Origin of the sequence: Parafrankia colletiae (assembly GCF_001854655.1) — a bacterium.
In the GTDB taxonomy this organism is placed as follows: Bacteria; Actinomycetota; Actinomycetes; order Frankiales; family Frankiaceae; genus Parafrankia; species Parafrankia colletiae.
Window position 1 is genome coordinate 1 of record NZ_MBLM01000179.1, and the last position, 24,037, is coordinate 24,037.

The following is a 24,037-nucleotide window of genomic DNA, read 5'->3' on the forward strand; positions in this document are numbered from 1 at the left end:
CCAGGAGGTCCAGCTGCCGGTCCGTCCGGCCACCGCCGCCGCCTACGGCGCGGTCGTGCGCGCCCAGGTCGGACTGATCAGCACGCTCAACGCCGAGATCGCCCGTCTCGGTGAGCAGGTCGATGCCCATTTTGGCCAGCACCCGGACGCTGAGATCCTGCTGTCCCAGCCCGGCCTGGGACCTGTCCTCGCCGCCCGGGTGCTCGCCGAGTTCGGAGACGACCCCGACCGCTACGCCGACGCGAAGTCCCGGAAAAACTACGCCGGGACCAGCCCGATCACCCGCGCCTCCGGCAAGAAGAAGGTCGCCCTAGCCCGCTACGCCCGCAACCGCCGCCTCGCCGACGCCCTGCACCAGCAGGCCTTCTGCGCCCTGAACGCCTCACCCGGCGCCCGCGCCTACTACGACCAGGTCCGCGCCCGCGGCACCGGCCACCACGCCGCGCTCCGCCAGCTCGCCAACCGGCTCGTCGGCATCCTCCACGGCTGCCTCAAGACCCACACCCCCTACAACGAAGCAACCGCCTGGCCACAGCACGTCACTGAACAGATCGCCGCTTGACATCAAAGAACATGGGATGTCTGACCCGGCGGCCCGCCCGGCAGGTCTGATCGCCGCTGGACGATCCGCAGGTGGAGACCGGGGGTGGGAGGCACCGCGGACTGGCCTCCCACCCCCGGACAGGTCCGGTGGTACCCGGCAGGCACCGTCAGAAGCGCCAACGGCTCGCCCCGCCGGGCTCGACAGTCTGCAGCGCCGTGGCGGCGGACGAGATGATCCGGTAGACGTGCCAGGGCGGCGGCCCCGCGGACGGGGCACTGAACTCCGCGGTCAGCGCCCGACCGGACTCGTCCACCCGCGCCGGCCAGCCGTCCGCGCTCCAGTGGGCGGCCATCGCCGCCACGGTCGGCGGGTCGGTCACCTGGCTCGCCCGGCCCTCCACCACCAGATCGAACTCCTCCGTGGCCAGGCTCAGCGCGCACCGCGGATCGCGGGCGATGTTGCGCGCCTTGCGGGTGCGCTCCCCCGTCTCGAACCAGAAAACACCGTCGATGTACAGCGCTCCGACGCCGGTGACATGCGGGGACCCGTCCGCGTTGATCGTCGTCAGCCAGCAGGTGTGCCGGTTGGGCCCGCCGGTGCCCGGCGCCTGGGTGAACCCGGCGTCCAGACGCGCCTGGACGGCAGCCCAGTCCAGCAGCGGCAGGTCATRGAGGTCGGCGAGATTCGTGACGTCCATGCCTGTACAGACCGCGCCCGGGCCCGGAACTCATCGCCAGCCGGATCTCCACCTCCGTACCACGGGCCCGAGCCAGCTCGGCTAGTATTTGCGCGCCGCCTCCCACAGCGGTCGCAAGCGGACAAAGCCGTCCTGTCCATCCGGGAGTCGACAGACGTGGCTGGGCGAGCCTCTCCAGTTCGGCCTGACAGCGCGGATCAACCAGCCGGCGCCGGTTCGCTGCGCCTGCAGATCCTCGGCCCGCTGCGGCTGTGGCGTGACGGCGCCGAGCTGGATGCCGGCCCCCGTCAGCAGGCGCAGATGCTGGCGCTGTTCCTGGCGCGCGTGGGCCGCCCGGTGAGCACGAGAGAGCTCATCGACCTGATCTGGGCCGACGACGTCCCGGCCAGTGCACTCAACATCATTCACAAGTACGTCGGAGCCCTGCGGCGGGTGCTCGAACCCGCGCTGCCCGCCCGGGAACCTGGTACCTACCTGCACCGCCGCGGCAACGGGTACGTGTTCGACGCCGGCCTACGCGCCCTGGACCTCGTCACGTTCCGCGACCTCCTCAAGGCCGCCCAGGCCGCTCTCACCGAGCATGCTCGCGACGTGGCGCTCGACCACTACGTCGTAGCGCTCGGCCTCTGGCAGGGCCCCGCGGGGGACGGAGTCTTCCACGGATCGACCACGCCACCCGTCCTGGCCGCCCTCGACGACGAGTTCCATGCCGCCTGCGCGGCAGCGGCCGACCTGGCCGTGGCGTCACACCAGCCGGCGCGGGTGATCCCGCCGTTGCAGCTGGCCGCGTCGATGGCACCGTTCCACGAACCCGTGCAGGCCAGCCTCATCACCGCCCTCGGCGCCGCAGGACGGCAGGCGGAGGCGCTGTCGACGTTTCAGGCGGTCCGCGACCGCCTCGCCGAGGAGCTCGGCATCGACCCCGGCCCGGCGCTGCGGGCCGCGCACCAGCGAGTGCTGACGCAGACCCCGAGGCCGGCCGCGAGCGCAGTCACGACGAACGCGAGCGCGGGCGCGGGCGCACGCGCACCGGCAAGGCAGGCAGCCGGGCTGGTCGGCCGGCGCGACGAGCTCGGCGTGCTGCGGCAGGCCATTGAGGCGGCCCTCGCCGGCCGCACCGGGCTCGGCATCGTCGAGGGCGAACCGGGGGTGGGCAAAACCCGCCTGCTGGAGCAGGCCGCCGCCGCCGCGGACCAGCGTGGAGCGCACGTCGTCTGGGCTTCCTGCCTGGAAGGCGACGGAACACCATCGATGTGGCCGTGGGAGCAGGCGCTCTGGGCTGTTCTCGACGGACTGCCCGCGCCGGCGCGCGAGAAGTGGCTGGCCAGCGAACTCGGTGGTCTCCTCGCATCCCGACACGATGACGCCGCGCCGCCGGCTTCCGGCGCCCGCGCACAGTTCCGTCTGTTCGAGCAGGTCGTCGCCGTCGTGGGCGAGGCTGCCGCGAAACGGCCGATGCTGCTCGTCCTGGACGATCTTCAATGGGCCGATGCGGCCTCGCTCCAGCTGTTCGGCCACCTCGCGGGCCGACTGCCCCCCGGCACCGCGATCATCGGCGCCCTCCGCGACCGCGCGCCCGGACCCGGCTCCGACCTTTCGCGGGTACTCGCCGCCGCCAGCCGGCTGACCAGCCACCGCAGGATCCGACTCGGCCCGCTCGGCCTGACCGAGGTCGCCGAACTCATCCGTCGTGAGACCGGCCACGAACCTGGCGCGGATGTCACCCGCAACATCCATGTGCGCACTGCCGGCAATCCCTTCTTCGTCCGTGAACTGTCGCGGCTCCTCAGCGACCGCGGCGCGCTCAGCGACAGCCACGGCGGCGACGACGGCGGGGAGGCATCGGCCCGCACCGGGGTGCCGGCCACCGTGCGGGACGTCGTCCGCGACCGGATGGCAGGCCTCGACGACGGCGGACGCGACCTGCTCCGGGTCGCCGCGCTCATCGGCCGTGACCTCGACCTCGACCTGCTCGCCCGTGCCGCCGGCGTCGACAGGACGGACTGCCTCGAACGCCTCGAACCGCTACGCGCGCTCGGCCTGCTCGAATCGGCACCGGACGACCCGCTCTCGTGGCGCTTCGCGCACGACATCGTGCGCGAGTCGGTCATCGAGACAGCCGCACATCAGCAGGCCATCCGGCTGCATCTGCGCATCGCGGACGCGCTCGAGGAAGGCCTCGCCGACGACGAGTCGATCACCGAGCGCCTCGCGTACCACCTGCGGGCCGCCGGTCCCCTCGCCGACCCGGTCCGTACCGTGGAGGCGCTGAAGCGCGCCGGCCGCCGCGCCGCGACCAAGCTCGCGTTCACGGCCGCCGATCGGCATCTCGAATCAGCCGCCCAGATCGCGCGAGCAGCCGGGCTCCCGGAACTCGAGCTCTCCGCCCTCTCGCTGCTCGCCATCGCCCCGCGCCGCCAGGCCGGGTTCGGCGGAACGACCTTCGATCTGCTGGAGCGCGCGGAACACCTGGCCCGCCAGCTCGGCCGCGAGGTCGAGGCCGCCGGCCTCCTCTTCGCTCGTCTCTTCGGGGCCTACACCTTCCTGGAGTGGGACCGTGAACGTCTGGTCCGCCGGCTCTCCGAGCAGGGGGAGGCGTCCTCCGATCCGGTCGTCCAGGTGTACGGCCGGCAGGCCTGGGGCCTGCATCAGTGGGACAGCGGCAACATCGGCGAGGCCTACCGGTGCTTCAGTGGGAACGACCCCGCCCTTCTCGACGGGGTGGTCTCGTCGCACAGCGAGACCCCGATCCGGCGTGACGTCTCGGGTGAGTGGCCCGGCTGGCTGGCCGTCGTCACCGCACTCCACGGTGACGTCGAGACCGCAGCGACCATGATCGACCAGTGGAACGGCCCGGAGGACCCGTACGCCGTCGCGACCTGGGCGTACTACGTCACCATCATCGCGTCGATGGCCGGTGACGCGGGCTGGGTGATGCGCACGATCGAGCGGTGGATGGCCGTGGRCACGGGCCGCGCCGCCGTCCAGCAGGAGCACTACGTGCGGCTGAACTGGTACTGGGCGCGTGCCCTCACCGGCGATGACCCGGGCGGTATCGCGGCGGAGGCCGAACAGCTCCTGACCGGGACGCTGGTCGACCCGCCGCGGTGGGGAGTCGCCTATGGCCACGCGCTGATCGCCGAGATGTGGTTGGCCGCCGGCATGCCGGACGAGGCGGGTATCGCCCTCGACCGAGCGGACCACGACCTCGAGGCCTACGGCCAGCGCTACGCCGAAGGACTTGTCCTGCTGCTGCGAGCGCGCCTGCTCCACGCCCGCGGCGAACCCACCACCGTCGTAGTGGCCGCCGCCGAGAAGGCCCGCGTGCGGTCCACCGAACGCGAGTCCTACCTCTTTGCCCGCCGCATCGAGAGGTTCCTCGCCGGGCTCTGATCGCACTGCCCGACACCAGGAACATCGCACCACTCGACACCAGGAACGCCGAGCGCGGTCGGGCTCAGCCGGGATCGACGAGTGACCAGCCAGCCGAACCCGGCCGCCGTGAAGAACATGACGATGCCGTACACCACGCCCGGGATGGCCATCTCGGCGCTGTCCAACAACGCTGGGCTCAGCGCGACCGTGATGGCGAGTGCGGTGTTGTGGATGCCGATCTCGAACCCGGCCGCGACGGCCGCGGGATGATCGACGTCGACCAGACGCGGCACACCGTAGCCGACCAGCAGGCTCACGAGGTTGAAGGCCAACGCGGCCAGCCCGACCGACAGGAAGTAGTCGGCGAGGTTCTCCCACTGCCCGAACAACACGGCGGAGATGACTCCGACGAGGACCACCACTGACAGCATCTGGACGGGGCGGTTGAGYCGTCGCGCCACCTCCGGCGCCCGCCCGCGCACCAGCATTCCGACCACGACCGGCACGAGCACCATCGAGAAGACCTGAAGAATCTTGTCGACCTGCAGCCCGACCGCGGCCCCGTCCGCCAGAAAATGCCCTGCCGAGAGGTTCACCACGATCGGCAGGGTGACCACCACCAGCACCGAGTTGGTTGCGGTGAGCGTGATGTTCAGCGCGACGTTCCCGCCGAACAGGTGGCTGAACAGGTTGGCTGTCGGGCCACCCGGTGACGCCGCGACCAGCATCAGCCCGACCGCCAGCTCCGGCGGGAGCCGGAAGGCGATCACCAGGCCGAAACAGATCGCCGGCAGCACCACGAGCTGGCAGAGCAGCGCGACCCCGACCGCCTTCGGATGCCGGCCCACCCGCCGGAAGTCGTCCAGGGTCAGACCGAGGCCCAGGCCGAACATGACGATGCCGAGAGCGAAAGGCAGACTGGACAGGATCAACGCGGAATCCAGGGCGACGTCGTCGGGCCTGCTGCGGCCGGGCCGCCGAGCGGACCACCGACCGGTACGAAAACCACATCGTCCTTCGACACCTTAGACTCCCGCGCGTCTTCCTTCTCGGCCTTCTCGGCCTTCTCGGCCGCGATCGAGGGTCAGGATAGAGCGCGGGCACTTGACGAACACTGAACGCGCGGGAGTGCACGTCGGCGTCGAATCCACAAACAGTTCACTGGCCGTCAGAGGCGTTGATCCGAATCTGCGGCCAATGAACCCAGCGGATCCGCGTGCATCCCCGGATCCGGGTCCACAACGTCACCGGGGTCCGCGAGCTGGCCGGCGACGACACACGGCCCGCGCCATCGGCCTCAAGCGGCGCGCCGGGCCTCGGGCGACGGGCGTCGGGACCGGAGGAGGCCAGGAGATGGATCTCGACTGCCACGCATGATCCGCTTGACGCGGTAGTGACTGGCCACTAACTTCGACGTGTGGCTACGACCGGGGCGAGGCAGACGGCGGAGGAACGGCGCGTGTCGGTGCTCGCGGCAGCCGTGTCGGAGTTCGCCCGGGGCGGGCTGGAGGGCACCTCGACCGAGGCGATCGCCACCGCGGCCGGAATCTCCCAGCCCTACCTGTTCCGGCTGTTCGGCTCGAAGAAGGGCCTGTTCCTGGCAGCCGTCAAGGAGACGTTCGCCCGCACCGTCGCGACCTTCGAGGCTGCGGCGGGCGAGCGGTCCGGCCAGGAGGCCCTGACCGCCATGGCCACGGCCTACAACGACCTGCTGGCCGAACCGAGCTACCTGCTGATGCAGATGCAGGCCTACGCCTCCTGCGGTGATCCGGACATCCGGGTCGCGACGCGGCGGGGGTTCCGCGACCTCTGGTACGCGGTCGAGCGTCTCACCGGTCTGGACGTCGACGTGTTGCGCGCCTTCTTCGCCATGGGAATGCTCTGCAACGTCTCCGCGGCGATGGACCTGCCCGCCCTCGACGAACGCTGGGCCCAGATCATCTGCTCCGACGGCGCGGGCATCGAGACGAGCAAGGAGGCTCTGGCCAGGGGCTTCATGGGCCCGGCCAGCGCCGACACCGACGACGCCACCGGTGAGCGCACCCAGCACTGACACCGACGACACGGCCGACGCCACCACCGGCGCGATCGACATCGACTGAGCAGCACCAGGCCTTCGGTGGCCTTTTTTGACCACCGAAGGAAGTGGTCAGTCACTACCTTGGAGGGAAGCCGATGACCACCGACCGGAACCGCCTCACCTGGACCTTCGTGATCACCTGTATCGCCGCCTTCATGACCTCCCTGGACAACCTGGTGGTCACGATGGCCCTGCCGTCGATCCGGGAGAGCCTCGACGCCAGCCTGGCCGAGCTGGAATGGACGGTGAACGCCTACACCCTGGCGTTCGCGGTCCTGCTGCTGCCCGCCGCGGCGCTGGGCGACCGGCTCGGCCGCCGCCGCGTCTTCGCCGCCGGTCTGGCGATCTTCACCGTGGCCAGCGCCGCTGCCGCGCTGGCACCGAGCGTCGGCACACTCATCGCGGCCCGGGCCGTGCAGGGCGTGGGCGGGGCAATCGTGCTGCCGCTGTCGATGACCCTGCTGTCGGCCGCGGTCCCGGCCGAACGCCGCGGCGCCGCCCTGGGCATCTGGGGCGCCGTCTCCGGTCTTGCCATCGCGCTCGGGCCGCTGGTCGGCGGGGCCATCACCCAGGGCGCCGCCTGGCAGTGGATCTTCTGGCTGAACGTCCCACTCGGCCTGGTCGCGATTCCTCTGGCCTTCACCCGCCTCACCGAGAGCCGTGAGGCGTCCAGCCGGCTGGACGTCACCGGCACCGCCCTGGTCAGCCTGGGACTGTTCGGGATCGTCCTCGGCGTGGTCCGAGGCCAGGAGCATGGCTGGACGAGCCCCGCAGTGCTCAGCACGCTGATCGCCGGCGCGGTCGGACTCGTCGCGTTCGTCGGCTGGGAGCTGCGGTCCGAGCGGCGTGGTGGCGCGCCGATGCTGCCGATGAGCCTGTTCCGCCGGCGCGGGTTCGCCGCGGTCAACGCGGTCGCGGCCCTCTTCTCCTTCGGCATGTTCGGCTCGATCTTCCTGATCTCCCAGTACCTGCAGAACGTCATGGGCTACTCGCCGCTGGACGCCGGACTGCGCACCCTGCCCTGGACGGTGATGCCGCTGCTCATCGCACCGATCGCCGGCCCGCTGTCCGACCGGATCGGCGGACGCCCGCTGATGGTCACCGGCCTGGCCCTGATGACCGGCGGACTGCTCTGGCTCCGCGCCGACCTGGCCCCCGACACCTCGTTCCTGACCCTCGTGCCCGCCTTCGTCGTCTCCGGCATCGGCATGGCCCTGTTCTTCGTCCCGGTCGCCAACGTGGTCATGGGGTCGGTCGCGACCGAGCACGAGGGTCTGGCCTCCGGCGTCAACAACGCCGTCCGCGAGGTCGGCGGGGTCTTCGGCATCGCGGTCCTGGCCTCGGTGTTCGCCACAGCCGGCGGCTACGCCACCGCCGCCGATTTCACCGACGGCATCCGCGTCGCCCTGCTCGTCGGCGCGGCCGCGACCGGCGCCGGGACGCTCGGCTCGCTGCTCGTCCCCCGCCACCGGACGTCCACCGCCGCCGGCACCGAGGCCATTGGCACCGAGGCCGTTGGCGGACCAACCCTGCGCCTCGACTACGAGCCCGCGAAATCCTGACAGCTCGACCGGACCACGCAACACGCCCCGCAGGCTGGAGATCCACTTCGTCGAACGCCAGCACACCGCCCGAGGTCGGCGGGCTGGCCGTACGGGGTGTGGGTGCGGCAGAGTTGACGCCGTGTCCAGCCCCGTGGCGTCGCCGACCGCGCGGCGATCCAGGTTGGCCGCAGTCGCTGATCGGCTGGCGCCGGCCGCGGGCTGGTCGTGTCAGTCGGCCGTGCTGGGGACCGAGGCCCTGCTGTGTTTCGACCTCGACCGGTACGAGCACAGCCGGCGCCGAAGGGCCGGTCTGGGCGCGGTCGTGGATGTCGGCGTGCTGGACCTGCTGCTGGGCCTCCCCCCGGGCCGACCGATCGACCGCATGGGCCTCGGCGGACGGGAACGGCGTGCCGTCGCCAAGGCCCCGCCGGGCTGCCTTCGTGTCGACGATCGGTCAGTGATCAGGCTTGCCCGTCCGCTGGTGAAGGTCGAGGTGGCCGTGATCTCCACTCGTGGATGGCGGCGCGGACTGGAACAGGCGGGTCGGTTCGCGCCGTTCTGCGCCCGCGCGATCGTCCTGGATCGGGCGCCGCGTGACCTGCTGGCAGCCTGCGTGGAGGCGGATTTCTACGGCGTCGGCCTGTTCCTCGCGGGCGAGGGTTCGCCCGTCGAGATGCTGGTCGCGCCGGAGCCCTGTCGGGCCGCTCGGGTCTCGGCCCGGACCTGGTGGTTCACCGAGGAGGTGTACCGGGCGCACCTGGCCGAATGCCCGATTGCCCCTGGGCGGGCAGCGTCGTCGGAGCGTGCGTGACCGGCAGGGTCGCGAACCGTACGACGTCCCGTGGTGGCTTGAAGGCGTTCATCTGCCGGAGTCGGACGTTCTCGACCTCGTGGGCCTGGTAGGCGGCGACACAGGTCTTCTTCCAGAGTGCCTGGCGTTCCCCGAGGCCCGGTTCGCGGAACAGAGCGGGTAGCAGTTCGTTCCACGCGGCGGCGTTGTGCGCGTTCGCCTCCGCGCGGATGTCTCCGTCGTAGCCRTCRAAACGGGTGAGTGGCCTGCCCCGGCAGACCACACAACCGCACGTCGGAGGTGGGTGGTTGGCATAGCGGGTCGCCAGCGTGTGGCCGCTGGTGAAGCGCAGCAGTTCGGGGAAAAGAACGGTCGGGGGCGTCGCCCCGCCCTTTCTGACGGTCAGCGCTCTCTCGCCTGGTGGGATGATGTGGCGCAGTCCGGCGGTGGCGCCCATCGAGGCGAACGGCGCGCCGTGGGCCACCCCGTCGAACGCGGCGAAGTCGGTGCGCCAGGGAGCGACGCCCGGCACGGTAACGAGCAGGCGACGAAGGTTCACCGTCGCCTGCTCCTCCCCGTCGAGCGGGTTTAACTGCCCTCCCAGGGCCAGGGCCACCGGATGAGGGATGGCCGCGAGCGCCTCGGTGAGAAGCTCGACATACGGGTCGGCGAGCCAGCCGACGGCAGCCGGGATCACGACGACCGTGTCGATCCGGGCAAGATTCTCGGCCGCCTCGACTGTCGCACGCAGTGCGGCRCTGTCTCCCTCCAACAGGTAGCCGGTCGGGGTCAACGCGACCGTCGCGCCGCGGCTGATCTGCCCGTCCAGCGCCAGGTCCAGCCCGGACCCGAAGAGGCCGCCGTCTGCGTGCACAAAGGGTTCGTCGGCGGTCGCGACGCGGGTGGTGTAAAGGGCGGGGTCTCCGACGAGCGGCCCGGAGTAGCCACCGGCCCGCAGTTTCTCGATCTTCGTGAACGGGTCCGTCCGGCCACCGCAGACCGCAAGCCCGCCGTGGCATGGGTCAAGACCGGGTGGCTCCCGCAGACCATGGGCGTCAGCGAGAAGGAGGATTCGTTCGGAGAGCAGACGCTCCGCCGGGGTGGCAGCCGCCCGCGGCACCACAACGGGCGGGAGCAGAGCCTTGTCGTTCATGCGTCACCTCGCGGGGTACCAGGTCCATCGGCGGCCCTTACATCGTTCTCGATACCGCCGACCTGCCGTTTCCCGCACAGAATCATGCGGATGGACGGCGCAGGGATGCCAGTCGTGACCTCACGAGGGAGGCCTGATGTGGTGAACTGTGTACCGCCCGTTATTCTAACCATGGCGAGAATTAGTCCACGTGCATGTTTCGGGATTGGCGCAGCGCGTCCGCTGCGTACACGAAGCCGCGCGCCCCGAGTTCGGAACAGGAAGGAGTCGCCCGGTGCCATGGCGCCCGCCGTATACTCCCCTTCCGGCTCCTGACCGCAGGCTCGAACGGTACAGCCACCACGTGGCGCGGATTCGGGACGGCGAGGACGATGCCGGCCTGCTGCTCGTCCGTCCGACGCTCTGGTCGCAGCGGGCGGGCGGCGCCCTGTGGTGGCGCCGCTGGTCCGACCCCCGCCACGCGGCGACGCTGGACCTGTACCTGCCGAGCTCAGGCCTTCCGTTCACGGACAGCGTCGTCGCCCCTGACGATCTTCCCGAGGAACTCGACGACTGGGATGCGGGACGCTTCCGTTTCGTCGGGGAGATCTTCACCCTGCACTGGCTCGACGAGAACGAATCCCGCCGCCTGGCCACGGAGCAGTTCGGCGTCGACAGGCCCACCTGACTTCCGTGCGGTTTTCGTCGTCGGCGGCGCAGCCATTACCGTGGGTCAGCAGCAGGAACATCTGTGACGGTGAAGCTCCCTGTGGTGACGGGCTGCCATACTTCGCATGTGTTCGACGGGGGTCACGACACCGCAGGTTCCACCGATCGCTGGGACTTCTTCGTCTCCTACACCCAGGTGGACCGTCCCTGGGCGGAGTGGATCGCCTGGCAGCTCGAAGCGGACGGGTTCCGAGTCCTGCTCCAGGCCTGGGACATGGTCGCCGGTACCAACTGGACGCAGGCGATGCAGAACGGCATCCGGGACGCCACCCGAACCCTGGCCGTGCTGTCAGCCGCCTACCTCGACTCGGCCTACGGCACGCGGGAATGGCAGGCTGCGGTCGCCGCGGATGCGGACAGTGCCCGCCGGCGGCTGATCCCGGTCCGGATCGAGGACTGTGCCCGCCCCGGCCTGCTCGGCCAGGTCGTCTCGTTCGACCTGTTCGGCATGGCGGAGCGTCATGCCCGCGGTGCGCTGCTGGCGCGGGTCCGGGAGGTGATCGCAGGCCGCGCCAAGCCGGCCCACGAACCTCTCTTCCCCGGCCTGRCCGTCGTTCCCGGAGCCGGTGCGTTCCCGAATGCCACAGCCTCACCGGCCTTCCCCGGAACCGGCGACGACCGGGTGACCCCGGAAGCGGACCACCCCGCCGCCTTCCAGGCTCTTCTCGTCGGCGTCGCCTCGTACGAGGACGAGCGGCTACCCGCGCTGCCCTGGCTGTCGGGCATGCTCGACACCGCGGCGGAGCGGCTGGAAGCCGCCGGCTACCGCGCGGAGATCCACGATCGCTCCCGGGCGGGTACGAGTGCGGTGAAGACGGCCGTCCACACGTTCCTCAGCAGCGCCGCGCCCGGCGCGACCCTGCTCCTCCTCCTCGCCGGAAACGCCGTCCACCATGCTGGAAAAGGTGCCGACGAGGGTGGGGACTTCCTCGTTCCCACGGACGCCGCCGTGGGATACCAGCCCTTCTGGGACCTGTGCGTTCCCGTCGACTGCTCCAGGGCTCTCGCCCGCTCCGCCGCCGCGCGTGTGCTGGTGCTTGTCGACGGGAGCACCGCGTTCGACGACGGTGTCCGCAGTCTGGTCACGGAGGAGGGATGGGGCACCGGTCGTATCAGTTCCGCGCCCGGGGTGGATGTCGCCTACGTCTACCGCGGGCCGGCCGACACCGGGTCCGTGGACGAGCACGGTGTTCCCACCGCTCGTCCGTCGCTCACCCGGGCACTGGTGGATGTGCTGTCCGTCCGACCGCTGCCCAGCACTCTCGGGGAGCTGCACCTCGCGCTGGAACGCGCCATGTCCGGCGTCGCGCGCCCTCCTCCCACCCAGGTTCCCGGCCGCTCCCCCGGGCTCGACCCGCGGATTCACGCGGGACGGCACCCGGCCGAGGGCAGCTGCGGAGACGACGTCGAGCGCAGGGACCCACAGGGCTCGCACTGTCTTCTGCGCCCGCTGCCGCCCTGCGACCCGTTCCGGTTCCGGCCCTTCCCCCGGTCGCCTGGCGGCGACGTCGCCGAAACACCTCCGCATGCCTGGACGGCCGCCGCCGATCACCACCAGGCCTGGCAGCGGGCGGCCGCCGGCCCTGTCACCGCCGCCCTGCGTGCCGCCACGGCCACCGTGATCGGCCGCCTCGGCCGGGCGTACGACGAGGCGGCCGCGGTGCTGGCGGACGATCCCTGGCACGACCCGGATCTTGCGCGTCGGATGGCCCGCCGGGTCGAGTTCCTCGTCGGCAAGCTGCCGCCCGACTCGGAGGAGCTGTCCGCGGCCGAGGCAGCACTGCTCGTCGCGGGGCCCTACCTGCACCAGGCGGTGTGGACGATCCTCGTCGCCCGCGCCACGTTCGCGCACCCGGGCTCGGTCGATCTTCTGACCGTGCGGACAGAGCGCGCCGAGTTCGACGCGTTCACCCGCACCCATCCCCGACTCGTCCGGCGCATCCAACGGGCGCAGCTCGCCGGCGACCAGACGTCCGCCGCGTACGTCGCCTGGTGGCTGGCCCACAAATGGTGCGAGTCCAACGTGACAGCCCGCTGGGAGGCGGTTCTGCGGGAGCTGCTTACCGGTCTCGACGCCGAGAGCGGTCAGGAGAGCCTCGCCGCGGAGGTGTTCCGCACCGAGCGGGCCGCGGAGATCCTCACCGCGCTGCGGGCGACGCCCAGTTTCCTGAACCAGTCCGGACGGGTCCGGGCGCTGCGTGACCTGGTGACAGTCGCACCGGCGACGAGTGAGGAGATGCCACTGCGGGAACGGCTCGTGGCCTACCTGCTCGCCATCGGCCAGCGGATGGCGCTGGAGCTCGCGGCCCTCCCGGCCGTCCTCGTCGAACACCTCGGCGTGGCGGACCCGGTCGATCTGGGCGACATCCGCACAGCCCTGCGGCGCGCCGAGTGGCAGGGCCGAGGCCGCTCGACCCGCGCGCTGTCGGTGCAGTGCCGCCATCCGGCGCTCCAGGTCGCGTTGGAACGTCACACCGCAGGCCTCGACTCGCTGCTCGCCGAGGCTCACCGGGCCACCGCCGAGATCCCCTCGCTCGCTGGCATGCCCACCCATGCGACCGCCGACGGGGTCCGCGCGGCCGAGGTCGACGGGCACCCGGGCTACACCTCCGCCGGCGCCCAGTTCCGCCTCGCCGAGGACAGGGTGCAGGAGCTGCTCATGGGCGAGCAGCTCTACGAGAACCGCGCCCTGGCCGTACGCGAGCTCTACCAGAACGCGCTGGACGCCTGCCGCTACCGCCGCGCCCGCACCGAGTACCTGGAACGGGTCACGGGCAGCCCCTCGGCCTGGACCGGCCGGATCGACTTCCGGCAGGGCTTCGAGCCGGACGGGACGCCCTACATCGAGTGCCGCGACAACGGCATCGGCATGGGCTACCGGGAGATCTCCGACGTCTTCGCCGAGGCCGGCACCCGGACGGTCGACCTGCCCGAGGTCGTCGAGGAGATGGGCCGCTGGGCGGCCTGCGAACCACCGGTCGAGTTCCACCCGAACAGCAGGTTCGGGGTGGGCGTCCTCAGCTACTTCATGATCGCGGACGAGATCCGGGTCGAGACATGCCGCCTCGGCCCCGACGGCCGGCCCGGGGAGTTGCTGCGCGTCACCATCGCCGGCCCCGGCAACCTCTTCCGCATCGAGCCACTGGGACCGGGCCGGGAGAGCGGCACGACGGTGCGGCTGTACCTGAGCCGGGACCCGGAGCGCCCGCCGATCTCCTGCGTGGACGTCCTGCGCCGGATCCTGTGGGTCGCCGAGTTCGACACCCACGCCGCCGAGGGCGCTGCCCTGGAACACTGGCCCGCCGGGCGGCTTGCCCCGTCGGCACCCGTCGGGCAGATCTATCCGCTGGAGGATGAACTACGACGCTTGACGACCCAGATTGTCAGTGCCGGCCAAGGGGCGTGGTGGTGTAACGGAGTCGGTGCGATTCTCGCCGACGGGCTGTGGGTTGGGGAGGCCGTGCTCGGCGTGGTGCTCGACCTGACCGGCCCACTGGTACCCGAGCTGTCGGTCGACCGCAACAAGGTCCGGAAACTGACAGACGAGCCGGCTGTCGACACGCTGCTCTCAGCGGCGATACCGGCGCTACGGGTGACCGACATGATCGAGGTCACCGTCGAATGGCTCATCGCCTTCGCCTACTCCTTTCCCCTGGTCGCCGACGCGGTGCTCGCGGCGATGGCCACGGACGACGAATCCTGGCCCGGTATGGGTGACATCAGGATCCCAGCCGCGCGGACAGGGCTGATAGCCATTGACATGGGTATCGGGCCGGTCACCGCACCGGCTAATCGGCCCGTGGCCCGCTCCGGAACGAATTTTCTCCACAGTCATGCCATTCCCGACACGGCCCACTTCGGACGGATGGCCGACTGGGCTCGCGTGACGGGTTTTCCCCAACAAGTTCAGGACTCCGGTGACGAATCCGGGCGAGTGACCCCAAGCGACCTCCTGATCCTGAACTACTGGGGCAGGAATCAGCTGACCCCCAGACGTTCCCGAGGCTTTGTAGCATTCATTGCCTCCAGGTTGCGCTGTTTCCCGGAGACAGCGGGACGACGGATGCGCCGCCTCGGTTTCCAGATCCCCAGCCTCAAGAACCTCGAGGCCACCGAGATCACGGATCTGGACCGCGCCCTCGTGAGCCCCGGACTCGACGGCGAGACGCCGCTGTGGGAGTGGTCCCGCCGAGATGACGCTGTCCAGCCTGGTCACGTCCTGGCTGCGGCGAGCCGACTGTCGATGCAGCCGAGCACGATCGCCGATCGACTACGAATGCTCGGCCTCCCGGTGTGGCCGCCTCCCGCCGGGTCCGCGGACGCGGCACCGATGGACCTGGTCCTGCAGAGCAGTGAGCTCGACGGGAGAGATCCATGGCTGCCGGCAGGGCGGGTGGGCCTGGCCCATGTTTTCCGGTCGGTACTGCACACCGAGTCGTCCTTCGCCGAGGTCTGCGCCCGACTGCGCCACTTCGGCTACCGGACACCGCGCGTCGGCGTACCCGCCTCCTCCGGTGCCGGCGAGCGAGACGCCTTCATCGCCAGCCGGGACACGAACCACGCGCTCAGCACTCTCCCGGTTCCCACCAGCTATCTGAGCAGCCTGCGACCGGACACAGCCGGCAGCAGAGACCACGAGATCGAGCGTCTCCGGGAACTGGGCTTCCCGCTGGCGCGGACGCTCCGTCTGCCGGCCAGTTCCAGCATCATCGATCACTTCCCGAACGTCCACTATGACCACCCCCTGTGGACGACAGGTGCGCCTGTGGATCGCACTCACCTGCTCCTGCTGGCAAACGCGTCAAAGAATACCTACTCCAGTCTGACAGAGACCCTTGAATCCAGCCGCTACACCGTGGCACCGACACTCGTTCCGTCACCTTCCCAAAAAAGGCGGATCGCCGAGCTTGATGGCTTTACCTTGGACGATGTGGCGACCACAGGCCGATGCGAGATCCGCCACCTCATCTACATAACCGGCTCGGCAGGACTTTCCGTCGACGCCACCCTGGAAGTCATGACCGAGGCGGGGGTCGCAACACCGGATATCGGCGACCTGGACATCACCCACGATGACGGAGTCGTTCTCAGCTCGTCCTTCGACGGCAAGGCGAACCTTTTCCGCCTCGGGAACTTCGTCGCTGCCGCCCAGGTGCGGGCGGCAGCTGCCAGACTGCGCCGGGAACCCGCAGAGGTCGCGCTCCGTCTGCGCCAGCTCGGGCTGGCGACCGCGGATCCTGACGGGTGGGCAGCCTCACCCGTCCGGCCGTCCGACATCGCGCTGCTGGCGCGGGACTTCGACGACCACGAGGCCTTTCTCCCGGACGGGTGCGTCACCACGGCTCACGTTCTGCGCGTCGCGGCACAGACCGGGGAGACCCCGCACGCTCTCGCCGAGCGGGCGCAGAAGCTGGGTTTCGACATCGGCACGGTGGCGGACGTCGAACTGACCGCGGCGGAGGAACGTACCGTCGTCGATCTTCTCGACGTGACCACCGATCCGGCCCTCGACCATGGCTGGGCGGGGCTCAGTCGTGCGAGCATCCTCGCCACCGCCTACCGTGACGCCGCCCGCGGCCAGACCCACAGCCCGGCGGAACTGGCTGCCTGGATCGCCGGACTCGGCGAAGGTCTCGAGCTGTACTCCGGGGCGGGCTTTCCCGGCGACCTTGGTTTCGACGACGTCGACCTACTCAGCTGGGCGCTGGATGGGGAGCCACCGTGGCTGGGGACTGACGAGATTCCCGTCGGTCACGTCCTGGCCGCCACCGGGATCACCGGACGGTCACCGCGCGACATCGTCGCGCGGCTGCGGCATCTCGGATTCACCCTCACGGGCCTGCCGGAACGCCTGCCGGACGACGTGGACTCCGTCGACGTCGTCCGGCTCAGCTGTCTCCTGGACGGGAAGCCGCCGCGGCTGACGGATCACCGGGTACCGCTGGCGCATGTGTACCACGCGGCCTGCGTCCTTTCCTGTGACGTGGGCGAGGTCCAGGAGCGGTACGAACGGCTGGGTCTGGAGATACTCGGCGAGCCGCGAGAACTCGATCGACCGGACCGCGACCATGCGACCGTCGCGTTCCACCGCGCGGACACGTCCGCGTCGGAAGCGGATCGGCTGTCGCCGGCGCAGATCCTGGCCGTGGCCCAGTTCACCCGGCGCGACCTGGCGAGCGTCCGGAAGTCCTTCGCGGGGCTCGGCCTGTCCGTGCCGGGTGCGTCGGACCTGCCCGACATCGCGGCGACCGCTCTGACCGCGCAGGACGCCATCCTGCTGAGCTTGCGTCTGGATGGGCGGGGCCCCTGGCTGGGATGGCACCCCGCGCCCCTTTCTCACGTCATCGGCGCGGCCGGCTGTCTGCGATGGTCACCGCGACGGGTCGTCAACCGGCTCACCGACCTGGGCTGCGCCGTGCCCACGCCTGCCGACCCCGCACTCGACAGCGTCGTCGACGGTGTGGACCGGCAGCTGGCAGAGCTGCTGACCGACACGTCCGGTGCCTTCGCGGAGCGGCCGGTCTCGCGGGCCGAGGTGCTCGCCGCGTCGTTCCGTTTCCGCTGGGCTCCGTCGCGGATCGCCGCGCGCATGGTCGAGCTCGGCTTCGACGTACCCTGCGCCACGTCCCTGGCCTTCCCCGACACTGACGATCAAGACCGATGAAGAGGCCGCCGGGTGGGCCACTCGGACCGCGGACATGATGTTTAGCTCGAGCTATAGTTAAGTCATGTCAGCGATACCTCCCCGCCGGTGGACGATCAAGGCCACATCGGAGATACGGGGTTGGCTACGCGCGCTGCGCCAGACGGATCCGGGCACCTACCGGTCGGTCAACGCGGCGATCGACATGCTCGCAGAGGGCGGGCCAGGACTCGGGCGTCCGCTCGTCGACACCCTGCGAGGATCGGCGGTCAGCAACCTCAAGGAACTACGACCACGATCTGGACAGGAGATCTCGATCCGAGTGATCTTCGCCTTCGATCCCTGGTCGCAGGCCGTGCTGCTGGTCGCGGGAAACAAGGCTGGCGACTGGTCACAGTGGTACAGGACGRCAGTCCCGATGGCAGAGGTCGCGTACGACGGCTGGTTGGCCTTCGAGAGGAAACGGCGGGAAGAAGTATGACCGAGTTCCACGACTGGGACGACATCCGCGCCGAACTGCACGACGGGGATGATGAGGCGCTCGCCGCCGAGCGTGCGCGCACCGAGGCATGGGCCAGCGCGTTCCACCTCGCCGAGGAACGGAAGCGGCTGGGTCTGACCCAGCGCCAGGTCGCCGAACTGATGGGCGTCTCCCCGGGCAGGGTGAGCCAGATCGAGAACGGCGATCTTGACGCGAACGAGGTCGCGACACTGAGCCGGTACGCCAGAGCCCTGGGTGCCCGCATGCGCATCATCTTCGACTACGGGAACGATCTGCGGCAGATCGCATGATCTGTAGGGGTCTCCGGTGCGCCGCCCTGGGGACCATCCAAAGACCGCCGGCTCGAAGCACGGGCGGCGCCATGTCCTCCGCTCCGATGGTCACGCGTCACGGCTGCGCAGCGCATGCCAGCCACCGAGGACCGCAGCCGCCGCCCAGACAGCCATGATCAGTGGGCCCAGCCACGGGTTGTAGAAGACGTCGGGGTCCGGCTGGACGTTCATGACCGCGTACAGCCCGGCCCGGTCGGGCAGGAACTGGGTGACGTTCCACAGGCTGGGAACCTCCATGCTCAACGGGGACAGCAGGAACAGGAACGGCAGGAAAAGACCCAACGTCGCGGCCAGGGAACGGGTCATCACGGCGAGGCCCATACACAGAAGGGTCAGCAGCGGAAAGTAAAGGATCAACGAAATCACGGCCCGCACCGCTCCGGGATCGCCGAGGGATACCCCGTGCTCGTCCAGCAGACCCTGGGTCAGGAAGAAGGTCAGTGGTGCGGCCGGGAGGGCGATGGCCAGTGACAGGCCCGCAGTTGCCAGGAGCTTGCCCAGGTAGAAGTGGGTCCGCTGGGGAACGGCGGTGAGCGAGGTGGTGATTGTGCCTTTCTCGTATTCGCCCCCGAGGGACAGCATCGCGAAGACGGCCAGCGCGACCTGGGCGAAGTTCAGCCCCCAGAAACCCAGCACCAGCGGTCGGAAGACCTCGTCGTTGGCGGCTTGGGCCTCGCCGTAGGCCCCGCACGCGAAGGCACCGAAGCCGACGAGCATGACGGCGGCCAGTGCCAGCGACCAGACGAGGGAACGGAGGGATCGAATCTTGGTCAGTTCCGAGTACAGCACCGGTTGCAAGGTCATGTCAGAGCGCCCTCCCGTCCGGCGGCGGCGGTGAACTCGGTGGAGTGAGTGGTCATGCGCAGGAACGCCTCCTCCAGGGAGTCGCTGTGCAGCGCGAGTTCCTGAAGCGGCACGCCCTCGCGGGCGGCAACCGCGCCGATCTCGTCCGGCTGGGCGCCAGGTACCTCCCACGTCCCGCCATCCCTCGGCGTCAGGGCGAGCCCCACGGCAGCCAGGGCCCTGCCCAGCTGTTCGGGCCTGGTCGTGCGCAGCCGTACCCGGCCGCGGCCGTACCGGGCGCCGAACTCGGTCATGCTGACGTCGGCCAACAGACGGCCCCTGCCGATGATGATCAGATGGTCGGCGGTCACCGCCATCTCGTTCATGAGATGGCTGGAGACCAGGACCGCCCGTCCATCCTCGGCGAGCTCCCTGAGCAGGCTCCTGACCCACTGGATGCCCTCGGGGTCGAGGCCGTTGAGTGGTTCGTCCAGGATGACCACCCGAGGATCACCGAGCAGCGCGGCCGCGAGCCCGAGCCGCTGGCGCATGCCCAGGGAGAATCCGCCGATCCGGCGTCTGGCTGCGGCGGTCAGGCCCACCCGGTCGAGCATCTCGTCCACCCGTGCGTCCGGGATCCTGTTGCTCCTGGCCAGGGCCAGTAGCTGGTCACGGGCCCGCCGGCCTGGATGCACGGCGGACGGATCAAGGAGCGCACCGACGTGCCGCAACGGTTCCCGGATCTGCGCGTACGGCCGGCCGCTGATGAGCACCTCGCCACCCGTCGGCCGGTCGAGGCCGAGCACCATCCGCATGGTGGTCGACTTGCCCGCCCCGTTGGGACCGAGAAAACCGGTCACCCGACCCGGTTCGACCTGAAAGCTGAGCCGGTCCACAGCGACGTTCGGTCCGTAGCGTTTGGTGAGATCCCGAACCTCGACGCACGCCCGGGGCGGTCGTTCCTCCTTGGTTGTCATGGTCGTAGTAGGCGCCATGGCATGCTCCGAGCGGATCCCCCGGTGGTCTCACCTTCGCTCCCTCCCTTGGGGGAGGTGTTCTGGGGATGGCGTTAGGCATCATGGAGCAGTGCCGATCTTTGTCGCAGCCCTGCTCCGGCCCGCTGTGTACACGCGCTGGCTGCACCTGGCCATGGGCGGGGTCTTCGCCGGCAGTTGTGTCATGGTGGTGCCCGGTTTCGATGAATCCCTGCCACGTACCCTGCTTTTCTGCCTGATCTCCCCGTTGCCGTTGCTGGTGCTCGCCGCGATCGCGCCCGGGACCCGGCACGCGGAGGGTGCCCAGGCGCGATGGCTCCTGAAACCGCGAGATGGCACCGAGATCAGCCTCGCGCCCTCGCGTTCGCTGTACGACCGGCGGCGGACCGGGCTTTGGCTGGTTTTCCGTGTCTGGCTCGGCGTCGCCGTCCTGGCGCTGACAGCAAACGGGTTCACCCTCGCCGTCCAGTTCGGTTTCGCTCCTTTTCGACAGGGACCGCTGCAGGCCGCCGGGATTCGCGTGCTGGACAGCGATCACCTTTTTCTGGGCCCGCTCCTGGCGCCGCCTCTGGTTCTCGCCCTGATGGGGACGATCGTCGCGGCCGGCGAGCTTCAGGCGCGAGCGGCCCGGGCCCTCCTCGGTCCGTCTCCGGCCGAGCGGCTGACGGAGGTCGAGCACCGGGCCGAGCAGCTCCTGGAGCGCAACCGACTCGCCGCGGAGCTGCACGACTCCATCGRCCACGCCCTCACCCTGACCATCCTGCAGGCCGGCGCGGCGAAGCAGCTCGCGAGCACCGATCCTGCTTTCGTCCACCGTGCGCTGACAGTCATCGAGGAGACCGGTCGGCGCGCCATGGACGATCTCGAACGGACCYTGGGGCTCCTCCGCGACGCCCCGGTAGGACCGCGGGCCCGTCCCACGCTGGCCGAGCTCGATACCTTGCTGGACGGCGCACGGACCGCGGGAACCCCGATCCTCGCCGACGTCAGTCCACGGATCGACGGCATCCCCGGGGTCGTGTCGCGGGAGGCCTACCGGATCCTGCAGGAGGCGGTGACCAACGCGCTACGGCATGCGCCCGGCAACACGATGACCATCGATGTCGTCGTGGACGACTCCTGTCTGGAAATGCGCGTCGTCAACCCGCTGCCCGCCGGATCCATCAGCCCACCGCGGCAGGACGGCAAAGGCCTGCGAGGAGCGAGGGAACGTGCCGTGCTCCTCGGTGGCGAGTTCAGCGCGAAGCCCCGGGACGACCACTGGATCGTCGAAGCCTGGCTTCCCCTCGGCATGGGATCTGGTCCTCAGGCCATGCGTCGCGGCCTGGCCGGTTCCAGCTACGAGAACGGCGTCATCACAGCGGACGGTCGGTCGTGACAGTGGACGGCCGCAAGGAAGACCGCGATTGTGTTCGCGACACCCAGAACATGAAACGTGCCCAGGATGGCCCGGTGCCGGTTTCAGTCCTCCTTGTCGACGACGAAGAACTGGTGCGTGTGGGGCTGCGTGTGATCCTGGAGTCAGGCGGCGAGATCGACGTTGTCGGGGAGGCCTCTGACGGCTCGCAGGTCGTGCCACTGATCCGGGAGAAGGACCCGGACGTTGTGATCATGGATATCCGGATGCCGAGGGTCGACGGGTTGGCGGCTGTCCGGGAGATCCTCGCGGACGTCGCCGATCCGCCGAAGATCCTTGTGCTCACCACCTTCGAGTTGGACGACTACGTCTACGAGGCGCTCCGCAGCGGGGCCAACGGTTTCCTGCTCAAACGTGCCCGGCCCGCGGAGATCCTCCAGGCCGTCCGCGCGATCGTCTGCAGCGAGAGCCTGCTGTTTCCCGAAGCGATCCGGTCCATGGCAGGTAGGCGACCGGACCGGGAGGCCCGCGAGGCGATGCGACGGGCCGTCCTCACCGACCGGGAGGCCGACGTGCTCCGGCTGATCAGCGAGGGACTGTCCAACATCGAGATCGCCAACCGGCTATACCTCGGCGCCCAGACCGTCAAGACGCATGTGAGCAGCGTGCTGGCCAAGCTCGGCGCACGTGACCGTACCCAGGCGGTCATCATCGCCTATGAGTCCGGCTTCGTGGAGGTCGGCAAACCCTAGTTACTGTCACCGGTGGGGGGCAAGCGGAGGGACTCGAACCCCCGGCCTTCTGACGCTTCCATGTCTGTCAAGTGGCTGGGGTGGTGGTCGTGGCGAGTGGCGGTGCGGCGGTGCGGATGCGGTAGATCTCGCGGGTGATGTAGCGCTTGAGGCAGCTGTTTCGCTGGCGCGGCTCCGTCGCGGGCCATCGGAAACCGGGAGGCCACCCGGTGGCCTCGTGCGGTTCTCGTCTCCGGCGGGTGTCCGGACTGTCTGCCGCGGGCCGCACAATCGACGTCGGGGAGTCGGCCGCACCAGACGAGGTGATCATGAGTACCAGGAACCGCGAGAAGCGGAGGGCCAAGCAGAAGGCGCGCGCCGAACGCAACCGTTCGTGGGCTGCCGGTCCGTCGAACGGGTTCGACGAGGAACCCGACCCTCGGGAGCTCAGCTGGGCGTCTGCCGAGCTCCAGCTCACCGCCGCGCTGCAGGCCCGTCGCGGCGGTGACGAGTCCGCGCTCACGCGCCACGTGGCTGCGCTGGCCGCGGTGTCGGGCGGGCCGGCCGGCCACGAGATTGTCAACCGCTGTCTGCTGGCCTGGCTCGACCGGATCATCGAGCTCTGCTGGCGAGGCGGCTGGCAGCCGGCGGATGTGCACCGGTTCGCCGGCCGGCAGGCGGGCCCACGGGTGGCACGGCTGGCTCTCGACGCGATCGCCGCGCAGATGCGCCGCTATGCCGCCGCCACCGTCGACGAACAGTGGGAGGCGCAGCTACAGGCCCTCGACGCAACTGCCTGGTGGAACGACGACGACGAATGGCTGGCGGCCCGGGGCGCCCGCGAAGGCCTCGAGAGGGTCGAGGTGCTCTTCGACGTCGTGGAGCTTCTCCACCTGCTGCACGGCCTGCCCGCGATTCAGATGCTGTGCCCTGCCCCGGGCACGACGCGGGGGCGCACGCGGCGCGGCGCAGACGCTGCCAACAGGGCCGAAGCCGGTGGCCTCGGTGGCGACACCGGCATGCTCGACAAGGTCCGCGGGCTGCTGGCGAAGGCCGAATCGACCACCTTCGCCGAGGAGGCCGAGGCGCTGACCGCCAAGGCCCAGCAGCTCATGGCCCGGCACAGCATCGACGAGGCGCTGCTGGCGGCGCGCAGCACCAGCAAGGCAGCCGAACCGGGCGGCCGCCGGCTCGGCATCGACAACCCCTACGAGGTGGCGAAGGCAATCCTGCTGGACGTGATCGCCGACGTGAACCGCTGCCGCGCGGTGTGGGCGAAGAGCCTCGGCTTCTCGACGGTGATCGGCTACCCGTCGGACCTGGACGCCGTCGAGGTGCTCTACACATCCCTGCTTGTGCAGGCGACCACGGCGATGATGCAGGCTGGTTCCCGCCAGGACCGTCATGGGCGGTCCCGGACCCGCGCGTTCCGCCAGTCGTTCCTCACCTCGTTCGCGACCCGCATCGGCGAGCGTCTCAAGGCCGCGACGGAGGAGGTGGGCGCCCAGGCCGCCGCCGAACCGGGCCACGACCGGCTGCTGCCGGTGCTCGCCGCCCGGGACGACTCCGTCCGGCAGACGACGACGAAGATGTTCCCGGAGGTCGTGGCGAAGTCGGTGACCGCATCGGACAGCGAAGGCCGTGCCCTCGGCCGGACGGCCGCCGACCTTGCGTCCCTGCACGTCCGAAACGAGATGACCGCCCGTCGCTAGTACTGACCCGAAAAATAACGTGAGGTGGCAGCGTGTCCCGGGGTCAGGCAGCCTCGGGGAGGGGGTCGAAGCGGACGGTGTAACCGAGGGC

The 24,037-nt window shown here is 70.0% G+C and carries 17 protein-coding genes; 12 read left to right on the forward strand and 5 right to left on the reverse strand.

The genetic code is table 11. The features are described 5' to 3' along the window. The coding region (locus CC117_RS32685) for a transposase (protein WP_131803181.1) at positions 1-562 on the forward strand (562 nt) is incomplete at its 5' end. 148 nt (positions 563-710) lie between these two features. Here CC117_RS32685 and CC117_RS32690 read toward each other — a convergent pair. Further along, positions 711-1,241 carry a pyridoxamine 5'-phosphate oxidase family protein gene (locus CC117_RS32690; protein ID WP_071091965.1) on the reverse strand — a complete coding sequence of 177 codons (531 nt, stop codon included), beginning with the start codon at positions 1,239-1,241 and terminating at the stop codon, positions 711-713. 156 nt (positions 1,242-1,397) lie between these two features. Here CC117_RS32690 and CC117_RS32695 point away from each other — a divergent pair, with 156 nt between their 5' ends. Next, positions 1,398-4,634 carry an ATP-binding protein gene (locus CC117_RS32695; RefSeq protein WP_071091969.1) on the forward strand — a complete coding sequence of 1,079 codons (3,237 nt, stop codon included), beginning with the start codon at positions 1,398-1,400 and terminating at the stop codon, positions 4,632-4,634. Here CC117_RS32695 and CC117_RS32700 read toward each other — a convergent pair. Further along, a complete protein-coding gene (locus CC117_RS32700) occupies positions 4,589-5,560 on the reverse strand; it encodes a bile acid:sodium symporter family protein (protein WP_084133127.1) in 972 nt (323 codons plus the stop codon). The two genes, CC117_RS32695 and CC117_RS32700, sit on opposite strands and share 46 nt — an antisense overlap. A gap of 515 nt (positions 5,561-6,075) precedes the next feature. Here CC117_RS32700 and CC117_RS32705 point away from each other — a divergent pair. From CC117_RS32705 to CC117_RS32715, 3 genes are all read left to right on the forward strand, one after another. Beyond that, positions 6,076-6,669, forward strand: coding sequence for a TetR/AcrR family transcriptional regulator (locus CC117_RS32705; RefSeq protein WP_071091972.1), 594 nt, complete (start codon positions 6,076-6,078; stop codon positions 6,667-6,669). 122 nt (positions 6,670-6,791) lie between these two features. Beyond that, on the forward strand, positions 6,792-8,258 hold the full coding sequence (locus tag CC117_RS32710; RefSeq protein WP_071091975.1) for a DHA2 family efflux MFS transporter permease subunit: 1,467 nt from the start codon (positions 6,792-6,794) through the stop codon (positions 8,256-8,258). A 220-nt stretch (positions 8,259-8,478) separates the two neighbouring features. Further along, positions 8,479-9,051 (forward strand): hypothetical protein, encoded by a 573-nt coding sequence (locus tag CC117_RS32715; protein WP_071091979.1) that lies wholly within the window; start codon positions 8,479-8,481, stop codon positions 9,049-9,051. Here CC117_RS32715 and CC117_RS32720 read toward each other — a convergent pair. Beyond that, positions 8,972-10,183, reverse strand: coding sequence for a hypothetical protein (locus CC117_RS32720; RefSeq protein WP_071091982.1), 1,212 nt, complete (start codon positions 10,181-10,183; stop codon positions 8,972-8,974). The genes CC117_RS32715 and CC117_RS32720 overlap by 80 nt on opposite strands. Positions 10,184-10,526: 343 nt before the next feature. Between CC117_RS32720 and CC117_RS32725 the strand changes: the two genes are divergently transcribed. The 4 genes from CC117_RS32725 (at position 10,527) to CC117_RS32740 (ending at position 18,326) form a co-directional block, all read left to right on the forward strand. Beyond that, positions 10,527-10,850 carry a hypothetical protein gene (locus tag CC117_RS32725; protein ID WP_084133129.1) on the forward strand — a complete coding sequence of 108 codons (324 nt, stop codon included), beginning with the start codon at positions 10,527-10,529 and terminating at the stop codon, positions 10,848-10,850. A 63-nt stretch (positions 10,851-10,913) separates the two neighbouring features. Beyond that, on the forward strand, positions 10,914-17,555 hold the full coding sequence (locus tag CC117_RS32730; protein WP_241830621.1) for a toll/interleukin-1 receptor domain-containing protein: 6,642 nt from the start codon (positions 10,914-10,916) through the stop codon (positions 17,553-17,555). A 64-nt stretch (positions 17,556-17,619) separates the two neighbouring features. Continuing rightward, positions 17,620-18,015 carry a type II toxin-antitoxin system RelE/ParE family toxin gene (locus tag CC117_RS32735; protein WP_071091990.1) on the forward strand — a complete coding sequence of 132 codons (396 nt, stop codon included), beginning with the start codon at positions 17,620-17,622 and terminating at the stop codon, positions 18,013-18,015. Next, positions 18,012-18,326, forward strand: a complete 315-nt coding sequence (locus CC117_RS32740; protein ID WP_071091993.1) for a transcriptional regulator — start codon at positions 18,012-18,014, stop codon at positions 18,324-18,326. The genes CC117_RS32735 and CC117_RS32740 overlap by 4 nt, the downstream gene beginning before the upstream one ends. Before the next feature lie 90 nt (positions 18,327-18,416). On the opposite strand, the gene CC117_RS32745 is transcribed toward CC117_RS32740, so the two are convergent. Next, positions 18,417-19,172 carry an ABC transporter permease gene (locus CC117_RS32745; protein ID WP_071091996.1) on the reverse strand — a complete coding sequence of 252 codons (756 nt, stop codon included), beginning with the start codon at positions 19,170-19,172 and terminating at the stop codon, positions 18,417-18,419. Beyond that, positions 19,169-20,128: an ABC transporter ATP-binding protein gene (locus CC117_RS32750; RefSeq protein WP_071091998.1), complete on the reverse strand. Its 960-nt coding sequence runs from the start codon at positions 20,126-20,128 to the stop codon at positions 19,169-19,171. Before CC117_RS32750 ends, CC117_RS32745 begins: the two co-directional genes overlap by 4 nt. A gap of 109 nt (positions 20,129-20,237) precedes the next feature. On the opposite strand from CC117_RS32750, the gene CC117_RS32755 reads away from it, so the two are divergent. The 3 genes from CC117_RS32755 to CC117_RS32765 all read left to right on the forward strand — a co-directional run bounded on the left by CC117_RS32755 (position 20,238) and on the right by CC117_RS32765 (position 23,946). Further along, positions 20,238-21,524: a sensor histidine kinase gene (locus CC117_RS32755; protein WP_071092001.1), complete on the forward strand. Its 1,287-nt coding sequence runs from the start codon at positions 20,238-20,240 to the stop codon at positions 21,522-21,524. A 74-nt stretch (positions 21,525-21,598) separates the two neighbouring features. Then, a complete protein-coding gene (locus CC117_RS32760; protein ID WP_198542067.1) occupies positions 21,599-22,255 on the forward strand; it encodes a response regulator in 657 nt (218 codons plus the stop codon). Between the two features lie 308 nt (positions 22,256-22,563). Then, positions 22,564-23,946: a DUF2786 domain-containing protein gene (locus CC117_RS32765; RefSeq protein WP_071092009.1), complete on the forward strand. Its 1,383-nt coding sequence runs from the start codon at positions 22,564-22,566 to the stop codon at positions 23,944-23,946. Positions 23,947-24,037: the final 91 nt, after the last annotated feature.